This window comes from Streptomyces hyaluromycini, assembly GCF_002217755.1.
Lineage (GTDB): Bacteria > Actinomycetota > Actinomycetes > Streptomycetales > Streptomycetaceae > Streptomyces > Streptomyces hyaluromycini.
Window position 1 is genome coordinate 210,114 of record NZ_BCFL01000028.1, and the last position, 14,422, is coordinate 224,535.

The window sequence follows — 14,422 nt, forward strand, 5'->3', positions numbered from 1 at the left end:
TCACCAGCCCGAGGCGGTGTAGACGACGGCCCGCACGGACTCCTCGCCCCAGGCGAGCTCGCGCAGCAGGGCGGCGGTGCCCTCGTCGGGGTCGATCAGCGTGACCCCGCGCCGGGCGTACTCGCGCCCGAGTTCCGGGCTGACCATGCCGGTGTGGCCGCCGACGGGCGCCCACGGCCCCCAGTGCACGGTCAGCGCGCGGTTCCCGGTGCGCTCCGCCCAGCCGGCGCCGAGGCTCTCCAGGGCGTCGTTGGCGGCGGCGTAGTCGGCCTGGCCGCGGTTGCCGAGGACGGCCGAGATGCTGCCGAACAGCACGGCGAAACCGGGCCCGTTGGGCAGCTCCTCCAGGGCGGCGAGCAGGGTGGCGGCGCCGGTCGTCTTGGTCCCGTACACCCGCTGGAAGGACTCCGGGGACTTCTCCGCGATCAGCCGGTCCTCGATCACCCCGGCCGCGAACACGACTCCGTCCAGGCGGCCGTGGTCGGCGTGGATCTCCTTGACGGCCTGGAGCGCGGCGTCGCGCTCGCGGAAGTCGACGGCGTGGTAGCGCGCCTCGCTGCCGAGCGCGGCGAGTTCGTCCAGGGTGGCGGTGATCTCCCGCTGGGCCAGGATCAGTTCGGCCTCGCGGTTGATCTCGGCGGGCTTCAGGCCGCCCCGGGCGGCGAGGGCGGCGCGGAGTTCGGCGGGGGTGCGGGCGGCGGCGGTGTCCGAGGCCTCGGGACCGTTCGGCGCGGGCGTCCGGCCGAGCAGCTCGATCCGGCAGCGGCAGGCGGCGGCGAGGGTGGCCGCGAACTTCGCGGTGATGCCCCGGGCCCCGCCGACCAGCAGCACCACCGAGTCCCGGTCGAGGCCGAGGGCGGCTGCCTCGGCGGCCCCATCCCCGGCCGGTCCGGCCCCGGTTCCGGCGAGCGCGCCGGGTGGCACCTCGACCAGTTCGAGGCCCTGCCGGCCGGCGGCCGTGCGCAGTACGACCGGGGCCGGTTCCGGTGCGAGCAGCTCGGCGAGCAGTGCGTCGGCGACCGCCTCGGGTGCGGTGTCCCCGAGGGTCACGACCCGGGCGACGGTGTCCGGGTACTCCCGGGCGACGGTACGGAACAGCCCGTGCAGCCCGGCCGAGCGTGCCGCGTCCGCGCCGTCGGCGGGGCGGACGGCCAGCAGCCAGCGCGGGCCCTTGGCCAGGGCCGCCCGCAGGACCGGGAAGGCGTCGGGCAGCACGGGGGCGTCGCTGCCGGGCAGCGCGCCCAGGTACAGCACGCCGTCCACGGCGCCGTCCGCCTCCCCGAGCAGGTGGTCCGCGTCGACGGTGACGGCCTCGGCGCCGTACCCGGTGAGCCGTGCCGCCACCTGTGCGCCGTCCCCGAGGACGAGGAACCGCCTGCCGGCCAGCACGGCGGCCGGGTCGGCCGCGGCATCCGGCTGCGGCAGGGCCACGGGCCGCATCTCGAACCGCTTCGGCGCCTCGCCCGAGGGGACCTCGTCGGCCGCGGCGGGCCGGGGCGCCGGTACGCCCGCGCCGGGCGCCGGCTCCGACACGGCGACGGTCGCGGCCACCGGTTCGGGCGCGTCGGCCGTCGGGTCGGTGGTGGCCGGGGCCGGTCCCGTCGGAGCCGTGGCCGTCTCCTGCTCGCCGGAGCCGACCCGGGCCCTCAGCCATCCGGTGACGGCCGCCGCCGTTCGCGCCTTGGCCAGGTCCTCCAGCTCGGCGTCGTCCAGGGTCTCCGCACCGCCCGCGATGCCGAGTCGCTTGGCCAACTCCCCCGCGATCTCGGCCCGCTTGATCGAGTCGATGCTCAGGTCCGCCTCCAGATCGAGGTCGGGCTCGATCATGTCGACGGGATAGCCGGTGCGCTCGCTGATGATCTCCAGGACGACCCGCTCGACGTCGGCCGCCGTCTCTGGCTCGGCCGCCGGAGCGGGCGCGGGCGCAGGTGCGAGTGCGAGTGCGGGCTCCGCCGACTGCGGCTGCGCCACGACCACTTCGGCGGTCGGCAGCTGCTGGAGCACCGGCGCGCCCGGCACCTGCACCTGGGTCGCCCCGAAGTAGGTGAGCAGTACGTCGCGCTGGGCGGCGACCATCTCCCGGCTGGTGCGCAGGAACTCGGAGATCAGCGCGTCCCGGTCGGCCGGGGCGCCATGCGGCTGGTTCGTCGTCACGGTCGTCGTCTCCACGACTCGTCGGGCCGGTGCGAGGGCACCGGGCAGGAGGTCTCCGGCGGCGGTGCGCACGAGCTGTCCGTCGACCGTCCAGCCCGGCCGCTTCGGCGCCGGGGTCCGGACCGCGTCCACGGCGTCACGGCCGCGCAGCAGCCAGGCGGTGCGTACCGGGGCCCCGGCCACGGCCAGCCGGGCGAGCGCGTCGAGCCAGCCGGGCAGTCCGCTGCCGGCTCGCGGCTCGCAGGCCACGGTGGTGTGCGGGCGGTCGCCGAGGATCTGCCCGACGAGCCGGGTGAGGACGGTTCCGGGCCCGGCCTCCACGAAGACGCGGGCCCCGGCCTCGTACATCGCCTCGATCTGGGCGGCGAAGGCGACGGGCGAGCCGATCTGGGCGGCGAGTTCGGCGCGTACGGCGTCGGCGTCGGGCCGGTAGGGGGCCGCGGTGCGGTTGGACCACACCGGGAACTCGGGCGGTCGTACGGCCGTGTCCGCGAGGACTTCGGCGAACCGGTCGCCCGCCCCGGCGACGACCGGGCTGTGGAAGGCGCAGGCCACCGGGATCCGCTTGGCGCCGAGGCCGGCCTCGCGCAACAGCCGTACGGCTTCGGTCACTTCCTCGGTCGGGCCGGAGACGACCGTCTGCCGGGGCGAGTTGTGGTTGGCCACGACCACGGAGGCCGGGGCCCCGGCCGTCCGCAGCGCCCGCTCGACGTCGTCCGCTGCGCCGGACACGGCGGCCATGGTGCCGGGTTCGTCGCCCGCGGCGGCCAGGATCGCGGCCGCGCGTTCGGCGCTCAGTTCCAGGAGGGTCTCGGGAGTGAGGGCACCGGCTGCGCTGAGGGCGACGAGTTCGCCGTAGCTGTGTCCGGCGGCCATGTCGGGGCGGACGCCGGCGGCCGTCAGGAAGGCGTGGGCGGCGAGGCCGGTGATGCCGAGGGCGGGCTGGGCGGCCCGGGTGTCGGTGAGGGCGGCCCGGCGGCGCTCGCGGGTGTCGTCGTCGAACGCGGTGGGCGGGTAGAGGGCGTCGGCGTGGGCGCGGCCGAGCTGGAGGTAGTGCTGGAGCTCGGGGAATGCGATGAGGATGTCGGCGAGCATGCCGGGGCGCTGGCTGCCCTGGCCGGGGAAGAGGAAGGCGACCTTGGCGTCGGTCCCGGCGCCTGCAACGGTGCCGGCATCGGCGTCCTGCTGCGGGGCGGCCAGGTGGATGCCGGCGGCCGGGTCGTGCTCCCCGGCGAGGACGCGGCGCAGTTGTCCGGCCAGCCCGGCCACGTCGCCGGCGACCACCGCGGCCCGTACCGGCTCGTGCGAGGCGTCCGCGCGGCGGGCGGCGGCGAGCGCCAGGTCGCGCAGCCGCCAGGAACCGGCCCCGGCGGCCCGCAGGATCTCCTCGACGCCCCGGTGGGCGGCCTGCTCGTCCCGTCCCCGGAACACGAGGAGCTCGGCGGGCCAGGCGTCCAGTCCCTGCTCCGGCGGTACCGCGCTGTCGTACGCGGCCAGCACCACATGGAAGTTGGTGCCGCCGAAGCCGAACGCGCTGACCCCGGCGACCCGTTCGGCGGGCGGGGTGGCCCAGGGCCGGGCCTCGGTGTGGAAGGCGAACGGGCTGCCGTCCTCCCGCCAGGCCGGGTTGGGGTGGTCGAGGTGCAGGGTGGGCGGCTTGACGCCGGTGTGCAGGGCGAGGGTGGTCTTGATCAGCCCGGCGAGACCGGCGGCGCACTTGGTGTGCCCGATCTGGGACTTGACCGACCCGAGCGCGCAACTGCCGTTCTCCGCACCCGCTTCCGCGAACACCTCGCTGAGGATGCCGAGTTCGGTGCGGTCGCCGACGACGGTCCCGGTGCCGTGCGCCTCGACCAGGCCGACCCGCGCCGGGGAGATCCCGGCGCTGCGGTACGCCCGCAGCAGCGCGGCCCGCTGGCCCTCGGGGCGCGGGGCGGTCAGGCCCAGGGAGCGGCCGTCGCTGGACGAGCCAAGGCCCTTGATCACGCCGTAGATCCGGTCGCCGTCGCGCTCGGCGTCCGCCAGCCGCTTCAGGACCACGCAGGCCACGCCCTCGCCGAGCGCGATGCCGTCGGCGGAGCCGTCGAAGGCGCGGGAGCGGCCGGTCGGGGACAGCGCATGGACGGAGGAGAACAGGACGTAGTCGTTGATGCCGTTGTGCAGGTCGGCGCCGCCGCACAGCACGACGTCGCTGGTGCCGGCGGTGAGTTCCTTGCAGGCGACGTCGACGGCGGCCAGCGAGGAGGCGCAGGCGGCGTCGACGGTGTAGTTGGCGCCGCCCAGGTCGAGGCGGTTGGCGATGCGGCCGGAGATGACGTTGGCGAGCATGCCCGGGAAGGAGTCCTCGGTGAGCCGGGGCAGCTGCTCTTCGAGGCCGTCGGGCACCTTGCCGTAGTAGGAGGGCAGGACGGCGCGCAGGGTGGCCGCGTTGGAGAGGTCGCTGCCGGCCTCGGCGCCGAAGACGACGGAGGTGCGCGAGCGGTCGAACTCCCGCCCCCGCTCGCCGTATCCGGCGTTGTCCAGGGCGCGCCGGGCGGCCTCCAGGGCGAGCAGCTGGACGGGCTCGATGTGGCCGAGGGAGGCGGGCGGGATGCCGTAGCCCAGCGGGTCGAAGGGGATCGGCGGCAGGAAGCCGCCCCACTTGGACGTCGTACTGCCGTCGGCGTGGTGCACGGCGGGATCCCAGCGCTCCGCCGGTACCTCGGTGACCGCGTCGTGTCCGGCGACCACGTTCGCCCAGAAGGCGGCGAGGTCGGGGGCCTGCGGGAACATGCAGGCCATGCCGACGATCGCGATGTCGAGCGGGGCGGGGACGGAAGGCTGTGCCGGCCGCGCCGTCGCCGTGCGCCGCGCCAGGAAGTCGGCGGCCCCGTCGGTCACGGCGTGGTGCAGCGCGGCCACGGTGGTGGTCGCCGAGCGCAGGACGGCGACCTCCCCGGCCATGAACATCCCGTCGGAGAGCTGCCGTTGCTCGTCCACGGCCGTCAACTCGCCGTCGGCCGACCGGTCGACGCCCTTGCTGGCGATGCGCAGCCGGCCGACGTTGAGGCGCTCCAGCTCCTCCCACACCCGCCGGTCGGGCACCCCGCTGTCCCGCAACTCCGCTTCGCGCTCTCGGTAGTTGAAGGTGAACGGGCTGGGGACACAACGGGTGGCGTGGCCGGGTGCGGTCTCCAGCAGGGCGGTCGAGGCGGCCGCCATGACCTGGCGCTGGAACAGGGGCTGGATCGCGCCCCGGTCCACGGCCTCCTCGGTGAAGAGGTAGGCGGTGCCCATGAGCAGGCCGACGGCCGCACCCCGGGCGGTGAGCGGCGCGGCGAGCGTGGCGACCATCGCCGCCGAGCGTTCGTCGTGGATGCCGCCCGCGAAGAACACCTCCACGTTCGCCGCGTCCGGGAAGTCCTCCAGTACGGCGAGCTGGGCCTCCCAGAGCGGGAAGCTCGCGCGCGGTCCGACGTGGCCGCCGCACTCGGAGCCCTCGAACACGAACTTCCGGGCCCCGGCGTCCAGGAACTGCCGCAGCAGCCCCGGCGAGGGCACGTGCAGGAAGGTGCTGATCCCGGCCCGCTCCAGCGCCTCCGCCTGGGCGGGGCGGCCGCCCGCGACGATCGCGTGGCTGGGCCGCAGCTCGCGTACCGCTTCGAGCTGGGCGTTCCTGAGTTCCTCGGGCGCGAAGCCCAGCACGCCGACACCCCAGGGACGTCCGTCGAGCGCGGCCTTGGCCTCGGTCAGCATCTCCCGGGTGCGGGTGCCGTCGGCGAGGGCCAGCGCCAGGAAGGGCAGCGCCCCGTCGTCGGCGACGGCCGCGGCGAAGGCGGCCCGGTCGCTGACCCGGGTCATCGGGCCCTGGGCGACGGGCAGCCGGGTGCCGAGGGCCCGGCTCATGGCGGAGGTGGCGGGCCGCAGCGCGTCGACGGCCGGGCCGGCGACCGGCACGGCGGTCGGCAGCGCGTCGACGGCCGGGCCGACGACCGGCACGGCGGTCGGCAGCGCGTCGACGGCCGGGCCGACGACCGGCACGGCGGTCGGCAGCGCGTCGGACGCGGCACCGGCAGCCGGGTCGGTCGGCCGCAGTGCGTCGGCGGCAGCGGCGGCACCGTTCCCGCGGATGGCCGCCGTCAGTTCCCGTACGGTCCGCCGTACGTCCCCCCACCGCTCGGCGAACCGGGCGGCGAGGAAGCCGTCCTGGCCCACCGGGAGCAGTTGGGTGCGCAGGTCCTCGGCGCCGAGCAGCGCGGCGACCGCGGCCGGGTCGTCGGCGGGCGGGCGCACGGCGTCCGGGCCGCGGCGGTGCAGGACCCGGTATCCGGCCACGACGGCGGTCTCGGAGCCGTCCAGGGAGCGCAGTGCGGCCGCCGTCGCCTCGGGCAGCCGGGACTCGGCGAGCAGGGCCAGCTGGCTGTCCAGGACCACCCCGGCCGCGCCACCGGCCACCGCGGCCGCCGCGGTGTGCGGTCCGATGCCGCCGGCGGCCCAGACCGGTACCGCCAACTCGGTTGCGGAGAGCAGCTGTTGGAGGAGGACGAAGGTGCTGAGCTCGCCGACCCGGCCGCCGCTCTCGGCGCCCCGGGCGATCAGTCCGTGCGCGCCGGCCGCGACCGCCGCACGCGCCCCGGCGAGGTCGGTCACCTCGGCCAGCACCCGGGTGTGCGGGGCGAGTTCGGCGACGGTCCAGGGTGCGTCAGCGGCCCGGACCACGGTGTCGGGGGCCGGGCCGAGACCGTCCGGGCCGAGACCGTCCGAGATGAGATCGTCCGGGGTCAGGGCGCAGCCGGCGGCGATCCGCACGCCGTACGGTCCCGGAGCCGCTCGTCTCAGCCGGGCCAGCGCCTCCCGGGTTCTTCGGTCGCCGCGGCCCAGGTCGAGGACGCCGAGTCCGCCGGCGGCGCAGACCGCTGTGGCGAGCCTGGCATCGGGTTCTCCGAAAGGGGTGATGCACATGATCAGGTCGACGGCACGCACAGGGGACGTCATGACGCTCCGAATAATCGGGAGGACAGCACGGTGGGGGATGTGTGCGGCGGAAAGCTCGTGGTGAGGCCACCGGAAACTAGCGAGTTCGTTACTCGCGGGTCAATAACGGAGCGTGCCTATCGCGTCCGGTAGCATTGATTCGGCCAGCAGGAGGAATTCACCGCAAGAGCCGAAAATCCGAGCAATCCACTTCGGGGCGGCCGTCGTACGGCACCGGGATCCCTGGCGGCACACCGCCACAAGCCCGTCAAAGCACCCTGGCCATTCACCGGGCACTCATCGCGGCGCAACGCGGCGTGTGGCTGCGCCGAGCTCTGTAAATTCGGGATGACTTCGGTCCGCTGGCTCGATCGTGACACACCGGAAAGCCACGCCGAACACCTCCGCGTCAACCCTCACCCAATCCTGACAAAAACCTGCCGTCAACCGCACGGCTTCAAATGAAACACACGGCGGGGAAAATTCTTGTAAACCCTTGAAGTAAAGGGCCGGAGAGCCGCTGGCTCCCCGGCCGCTCATTGACAGGAATTCAGCGGTGGCCGCCGCCCACCCGGGCGCCGGTGCGCAGCCTCAGGTCGCCCGAGGAGGCACCGATCCAGACGGTCCGCCGTCCGGTGCCGAGTGTCCAGCGGTGGTGCCGCGCGTCCCAGGACGACAGGGTGCCCGCGGCCACCCGCACGGTCACCCGTTGCCGCTCCCCGGCCCGCAGGGCCAGTCGCCGGTAGCCGCCCAGCACCCGTACCGCCTGGTCGAGCCGGAGGTCCGGGGAGGGTCCGACGTACACCTGCGGCACGTCGGTCCCGGCGCGGCGCCCGGTGTTGTGCACGGTGAACGTCACCTCCAGCCCGTCGTGCGTCCAGCGTGCCCGGGGGTCGGAGTACGCGAAAGAGGTGTAGGACAGTCCGTGCCCGAAGGGGAAGAGGGGCCGCACGCCCTGCGCGTCGTACCAGCGGTAGCCGGCGTGGATGCCCTCGGAGTACTCCTCCACACCGTCGACGCCGGGGTAGCGGCGCGGGTCGCCGGCGACCGGGTGGTGCTCGTCGTCGGCCGGGAAGGACTGGGTGAGGCGGCCGCCCGGGTCGCTGTCGCCGAAGAGGACGGCGGCGGTGGCGGCCGCGCCCTCCTGGCCGGGGTAGTACATCTGGAGCACGGCCCCGGTCTCCGCCAGCCACGGCATCGAGGTGCACGACGAGGTGTTGAGGACGACGGTGGTGCGCGGGTTGGCCGCGGTCACCGCACGGATCAGCTCTTCCTGGTGGCCGGGCAGGGCGACGGTCGTGCGGTCGAGGCCCTCGGTGGCGTCCTCGTAGGCGAACAGCACGGCGTGCCGGGCGGCCCGGGCGGCGGCCACGGCGTCGGCGACGTCCTGCCCGCGGGTCGCGCCGGTGCTGCGCCGCAGCCGGAACAGCAGACCCGAGTCTCCGCCGTCCGCCGTGATCTTCAACGTGTGCGCGCCCCGGGCGAGTTGAAGCGTCTTACGGCGGACGCCGAGGCCGTCGGGGGCGACGGCGACCAGGCCGCCCGAGAAGTACTCGCCGTATCCGGCCGCGAGCGGGAAGAGCTCCTCGCCGTCGAGCAGGACCTGGGGGCGGGCGGTGGCCGCGGAGGAGAAGTGCAGCACGAAGGTCCACTCGTCGTCCTCGGCGACGGTGAGCGTGCCGTCGTACGCCCATGCCTTTCCGGCGCCCACCTGCTGTCCCTCGCTCGTGAAGCCGGGGCTGAGGGCGCCGGCCGGCAGGGCCTTGCCGAACAGGTCCGCGCCGAGGGCGTAGCCGACCGTGGAGCGGGTCCGGGCCCTGATGGCGTCGAGGGGGCTTTCGGCGTGGTCGGGGACGACATGGGCGCTGCCGCCGCCGCTGACGAAGGGCAGTGAGCCGGTCGGTCCGATCACCGCGACGCTGCCGCCGTCCAGCGGCAGGGTGCGGTGCTCGTTGCGCAGCAGCGTCGCGCCGGCCTTCGCGACCTCCAGGGCCACGGCCGCGCCCGCCCGGGCGTCGCGGCCGGGCCGGGGCGGGGCGCTGCCGTCGAGGAGGCCGAAGCGGTCCATGACCGCGAGGATCCGCCGTACCGCCCGGTCGACGTACTTCTCGGGCACACTGCCGTTCTGCACCGCCGACTTGAGGGCCGTCCCGAAGTAGGTGCCGTCGGGTATCTCCATGTCGAGGCCGGCGGTGAGCGCGGCGGCGGTGCTGTGGGCGGCGAACCAGTCGGTCATCACCCAGCCGCCGAAGCCCCACCGGTCGCGGAGGATGTCGGTGAGCAGGGTCCGGTTCTCGCAGGCGAAAGTGCCGTTGACCTTGTTGTAGGAGCCCATGACCGCGCCGGTGCCGGCACCCACCGCGGCCTCGAAGCCGCGCAGTTCGAGTTCGTGCATGGTCTGTTCGTCGGCGTGCACGTCGATCGAACTGCGGTCCTGCTCCTGGTTGTTGAGGGCGAAGTGCTTGACGGTCGCGATCAGGCCCTCGCCCTGGATCCCTCTGATCTCGGCGGCGACCAGGTCGGCGGTGAGCAGCGGGTCCTCGCTGAACGTCTCGAAGTTGCGGCCCGCGTAGGGGGTGCGGATGAGGTTGACCATCGGGGAGAGCAGCACATCCTGGCCGAGGGCGCGGCCCTCGCGGCCGATCACCTGGCCGTAGCGGCGGGCCAGTTCGGGGTCGAAGGCGGAGGCGAGCAGGACGGGGGCGGGCAGGGCGGTGGCGTGCTCGGTGATGCGGACACCGGCCGGGCCGTCGGCGAGTCTGAGGGGCGGGATGTCCAGCCGGGGGACGCCGGGCACGTAGCCGGCCTGGCCGAGCGAGCCGGGGTCGTCGGCCCCGTGCAGCAGGGAGATCTTCTCGTCCAGCGTGAGCCTGGCGAGCAGCCCCTCGACGCGGGGGCCGGCCCCGGCCTCGGGTCTGTCCGCCGCCGCGGCGGAGGTGAGGGGGACGAGTCCGCCGGTGGCCGCGGCGGCGACCGCGACGGCGCCGGCCGTCAGTCGCAGGGCGGATCGTCGGGAGACGGTTTCGGACATGAGCCGTCACTCCTTCGGTGTGCGGGCACGACGATGTGGACCGCGAAGGCGCCGGGGCCGCCGGACCGCGTTCGGCCTGTGAACGCGTCAACGGCCACAGGACCTTGACGACCAGTCAGCCGCACCACCGGCGCTCCGGAAACGTAGATCCGGTGGTGACTCGTGTCAACGATCTGAACAGAAGACGGACCGAAGCCGACAAGAGCCGAAGACGGAGAGCCACTGCATGCAGCGGTCCCCCGACACGAGAGCGAGGGGGCTCGGGCCGACGGCACAGGAAGTTCCTCGCAACGCGTAGGGCGCGTTTGATCTACTTCTGTTCAGAACACCGATCGACGAAGAGCCGAGGTCATGACCACCCACTGCTGCGAGGCGATGAACAGCCGCGTCAACGTGCCCTGCGACCGGCACGACGACCCCTTCGCGTGCCCGGACGCGTTGGTCACGTTCAGCGCCGAGTTCCAGGAGTACGGCCTGATCATCCATGACGGCGGCGCATCGAGCATCACCATCGCGTTCTGCCCCTGGTGCGGGCGAAGGCTCCCCGAGTCGCAACGGGACAGCTGGTTCGACGAACTGGAACGCCGCGGGATCGATCCGTGGGCGGACGAGGTCCCCGCCGAGTTCCGCGACGAGCGCCGGCCGGCCTCGCCTCCTCAGGAATGACGGTCCGCACCGTGCAAACGGCTGCGCAGCAGCCACTGTGCGAACGTCCGACGTGCGGGCCGTACCACCAGACAGCCGAGACTCTTCGCACCGACCAGTTCCACGCGCAGCGTGGGCGGCAGACCGGAACTCGTCGGTTCCTGGCGGTACTTGGCCTTGGTGTGCACCAGTAGCAGACCGTCGGCGTCCACCACGACGCCCGGCCGCGTGATCAGCGTCAGCGTCATCGCCACGTCGATCCGCAGGGTGTCGTGCGTGATGACCGCTTCCGTGAAGTCGAGCGTCACCTTGCAGTACCTCACCGCGAGTTCCAGCCTTCGCGGTACCCCCCAGCGCTCCAAGCCCCCCGGGCCGGTCGGGCCCGGAGGCGAGGCGGGGCCCGGTGTGGGGGCTAGCCGAGCAGGCCGCCCGCCCCGGTCACGGCGTCCGGAACGGAGCCCAGGGCGTCCGTCACGGTGGCCGGTACCGAGTCCAGGGCATCGCCGACCGCCTCGGTGAGCGGGCCCACGGGCTCGTTCGGCGCGGTCGGGGTGACCGCGACGGGACGCTCACGGGAGCCGGCCTGTGCGACCCGCGTGCCGTACGGCTCCCGCGGTTCACCCGTCTGTTCCTCCGGAACGGGCGGGGGTGCGGGGATTCCCCCGGGCCCGGCCTTCCCCGGCGCGGGCGGTGCGGAGTGCGTGGCCTCCGGCGTCACCGCCGCAGCGCCGCTCCCCGACTCCAGGTCCCACCGCTGCCGCACCGCCCCGCTCCGCCGGGCCACGACCACCCGCGTGCCGTCCGCGGCCAGCGCGAGGTCCTTGTCCCAGCGCAGCAGGAGTTCGCCACGCACCGTGAGGTCGTACGACACCTCCCCCGCGTGCACCAGACAGCCGGAGACCACAACGCTGCGCGCACCGGGGTCGGCGGCGAGGCAGAGGGTGGGGTCGAGCGCGCTGCGCAGCAGGCCGTCGTCCTGGTACGACCACTGCTGGGCCCCGTTGTCCGAGCAGAGGCCGAGCCGTAGTTCCGCTCCGGTCCGCACCCGGCCCCCGCGCACGTCCAGGCAGAGCCCGGCGTCGAGGCTGCGCAGCCTGCCGTGGGCGATCTCGACGGGCTCGCCCACCGAGGCCGGGGACGGGGAGGCCGCGGAGGGCGGGTTCGCGGCGGGGCCGGGCCGGGTGGTGGCGCCGCCGGGGGCTCCCCAGGTGGTGGCGCCGGGGTGCGGGACACCGTTGTCATCGGACCAGCCCTTGGCCACGAGCACGGTGGCGAGCAGCGCGAGGGAGACCAGGCCGGCACCGGCCAGCATGACCTTGCGCCGTCCGCTCTCGGACCCGATGCGGTGCCGTCCGGCGGGCACCACCGCAGGTGCGGGTCGGCCTCCGGCCGGCCAGGCCTCGACGACCGCGCCGTGGCCGGGCCGCGTGTCGAGGTAGCGGCGGGCGCCCCAGCCGAGCACGGTCTCGGCGAGCAGCACCTCCAGGCCGCCGTCGAAATGGCTGAGCTGTTCGGCCGCGTACCGGCAGTACCGGCAGTCGGTCAGATGCCGTTGCACATCGGGGAGCAGAGAGCCGCCCCTGCGAATGGGGACGTCGAGGAGCCGGTTGTAGAAGCGGCATTCCTTCGAGGGCGCGAGTTCCCGGTGGGCGCGCACCAATCCGGTCCTGAATTGTTCACGGGCCTGGTCGAGGGCGGCCGTCGCGGTTGCGGTGTCGACACCCAGCAGACCGGCGGGTATGTTTATCGGTTCGGCTTCGGCCTCGGAGTGCCAGAGGAGGCATTGCGAGGCTCCCGGAAGGGCTTGGAAAGCGCGCTCCGCGAGTTGCCGTCTTTCGGGGGTGCCGGGTCTCGCGGCGCCGAGTCCGCGGCCGCCGGTGGTCTTGCGCAGTTCCGGTGCGACCACCGAAATGGCTTCGTCGGCGGCCCAGGCGCGGACCGTCTCCCGTACCGCCACGAGGAGCTGGGGGCGCAGGGCGCCGCCCACCGCGCCGCCGGCCAGTCTGCCGAGGACCCGCTCGAAGGCGGCGCTGGCGACGAGCTGGGCGGTGGGCGTGGCGGAGGCGAGACAGACGACGGCGTAGTCGCAGGTGGCGCGCCAGTGGCGGGCGAGCAGCAGGGCGACGGCATGATGCCTGGCCGCGGGGGTCCCGGTGAGCTGGGCGATGAGATTGCGGTCGGACTCCCCCGGGGTCGAACCGGGGCGAGGCGGGTAAGGCGGGCGTGGGGGGTAGGGGGATTGCACTGAACCATTTCCTTCCGGGCCGCAGGACGGCATGCGAAATGGCGCCCTGACGGAATGCAGTGCTGATTGGTGCGTACCTTTAGGATCCATAACGGCCGGCCTGACGGCCGTACCGTTCCATGGACCCTCCCGCGGGGTGGCTCACCTTCGCACACAGGCCTCACAGGAAACAAGAAGTTGAGGTGACCGAAGTTCAAAGACACGGGAATTCAGATAAGTTACCGGCGGTATGCAAGCTCCGCCGGGATTCAGCGGTCGCACAGGTTCAACTTGTGTGCGTCACGGACCCGATGGCACACGAAATCTTCAACTCCCGGACGGCGGGGGTCACCCGCGGCGGAACGTGGAGTTCCACAGCCGCCTCCCATGTTTCTCCCGGCCCTCTCTCATCCCGGCGGGCCACCATGTGCGGCATGACCGCCCCCCACTCCTCCCCCGCCCCCACGTCTCCCCGGCCGGTCCGCAAGGCCGTCGTCCCGGCCGCCGGGCTCGGTACCCGGTTCCTGCCCGCCACCAAGGCGACGCCGAAGGAGATGCTGCCGGTCGTCGACAAGCCCGCCATCCAGTACGTCGTCGAGGAGGCCGCCAAGGCCGGGCTCGACGACATCCTCATGGTCACCGGCCGGCACAAGCGGGCCATCGAGGACCACTTCGACAACGCCTTCGAGCTGGAACAGGCGCTGGCTGCCAAGGGCGACACCGTGCGCCTGGACGCCGTACGCGATCCCGCGCGGCTCGCCGACATCCACCACATCCGCCAGGGCGACCCGCTCGGCCTCGGCCACGCGGTGCTGTGCGCCAAGCACCACGTGGGCGACCAGCCCTTCGCGGTGCTCCTCGGCGACGACCTGATCGACGCCCGCGAGACCCTGCTCAGCCGGATGCTGGACGTCCGCGACCGCCACCAGGGCAGTGTCGTCGCGCTGATGGAGGTCGACCCGTCCCAGGTCCACCTCTACGGCTGCGCCGCCGTCGAGCCGACCGCCGAGGACGGCGTGGTGAGGGTGACCGGCCTGGTGGAGAAGCCGTCCCCGGAGAAGGCGCCCAGCAACTACGCGGTCATCGGCCGCTACGTCCTGGACCCGGAGGTGTTCGACGTCCTGGAACGGACCGCGCCCGGCCGCGGCGGCGAGATCCAGCTGACCGACGCGCTGCAGGACCTGGCCGCGGCCGGCACGGTGCACGGGGTGGTCTTCGACGGACTGCGCTACGACACCGGCGACAAGGCCGACTACCTGCGCACGGTGGTCCGGCTCGCCTGCGAACGCCCGGACCTGGGGCCCGAGTTCACGGCGTGGCTCAAGGAGTTCGTGGCGGGCCTGGAAGAGGACGGGGCGGAGCGCGAGGAAAGCCGCGCCGCCTGAGCGGCCCCGGTGAAGGACGGGGTGAGGGTC

Annotated in this window: 6 protein-coding genes; 2 read left to right on the forward strand and 4 right to left on the reverse strand. The window is 73.9% G+C overall.

Annotation, left to right across the window (positions count from 1 at the left end; all coding sequences use genetic code 11):
* Both SSP29_RS38460 and SSP29_RS38465 read right to left on the reverse strand, forming a co-directional pair.
* Window positions 1-7,128 carry a type I polyketide synthase gene (locus tag SSP29_RS38460; protein ID WP_089105554.1) on the reverse strand — a complete coding sequence of 2,376 codons (7,128 nt, stop codon included), beginning with the start codon at window positions 7,126-7,128 and terminating at the stop codon, window positions 1-3.
* Between the two features lie 529 nt (window positions 7,129-7,657).
* Window positions 7,658-10,138 carry a beta-glucosidase family protein gene (locus SSP29_RS38465; protein ID WP_089105555.1) on the reverse strand — a complete coding sequence of 827 codons (2,481 nt, stop codon included), beginning with the start codon at window positions 10,136-10,138 and terminating at the stop codon, window positions 7,658-7,660.
* 351 nt (window positions 10,139-10,489) lie between these two features.
* Here SSP29_RS38465 and SSP29_RS38470 point away from each other — a divergent pair, with 351 nt between their 5' ends.
* Entirely contained in the window at window positions 10,490-10,804 is a 315-nt protein-coding gene (locus SSP29_RS38470) for a DUF6980 family protein (protein WP_089105556.1), read from the forward strand.
* Here the strand turns inward: SSP29_RS38470 and SSP29_RS38475 are convergent.
* Complete coding sequence (locus SSP29_RS38475) at window positions 10,795-11,091, reverse strand: hypothetical protein (protein ID WP_150135711.1); 297 nt, start codon at window positions 11,089-11,091, stop codon at window positions 10,795-10,797. The genes SSP29_RS38470 and SSP29_RS38475 overlap by 10 nt on opposite strands.
* 104 nt (window positions 11,092-11,195) lie before the next feature.
* On the reverse strand, window positions 11,196-13,028 hold the full coding sequence (locus tag SSP29_RS38480; RefSeq protein ID WP_245883469.1) for an RICIN domain-containing protein: 1,833 nt from the start codon (window positions 13,026-13,028) through the stop codon (window positions 11,196-11,198).
* Window positions 13,029-13,441: 413 nt separating this feature from the next.
* Here SSP29_RS38480 and galU point away from each other — a divergent pair, with 413 nt between their 5' ends.
* Window positions 13,442-14,392 carry a UTP--glucose-1-phosphate uridylyltransferase GalU gene (gene galU, locus SSP29_RS38485; RefSeq protein WP_089105558.1) on the forward strand — a complete coding sequence of 317 codons (951 nt, stop codon included), beginning with the start codon at window positions 13,442-13,444 and terminating at the stop codon, window positions 14,390-14,392.
* Window positions 14,393-14,422 lie beyond the last annotated feature (30 nt).

Excerpts from the sequence above, each read along its gene's own strand:
- SSP29_RS38470 (WP_089105556.1), top strand. The coding sequence starts at position 10,490 with ATGACCACCCACTGCTGCGAGGCGATGAACAGCCGCGTCAACGTGCCC.
- SSP29_RS38465 (WP_089105555.1), bottom strand. The coding sequence starts at position 10,138 with ATGTCCGAAACCGTCTCCCGACGATCCGCCCTGCGACTGACGGCCGGC.
- galU (WP_089105558.1), top strand. The coding sequence starts at position 13,442 with ATGACCGCCCCCCACTCCTCCCCCGCCCCCACGTCTCCCCGGCCGGTC.
- SSP29_RS38460 (WP_089105554.1), bottom strand. The coding sequence starts at position 7,128 with ATGACGTCCCCTGTGCGTGCCGTCGACCTGATCATGTGCATCACCCCT.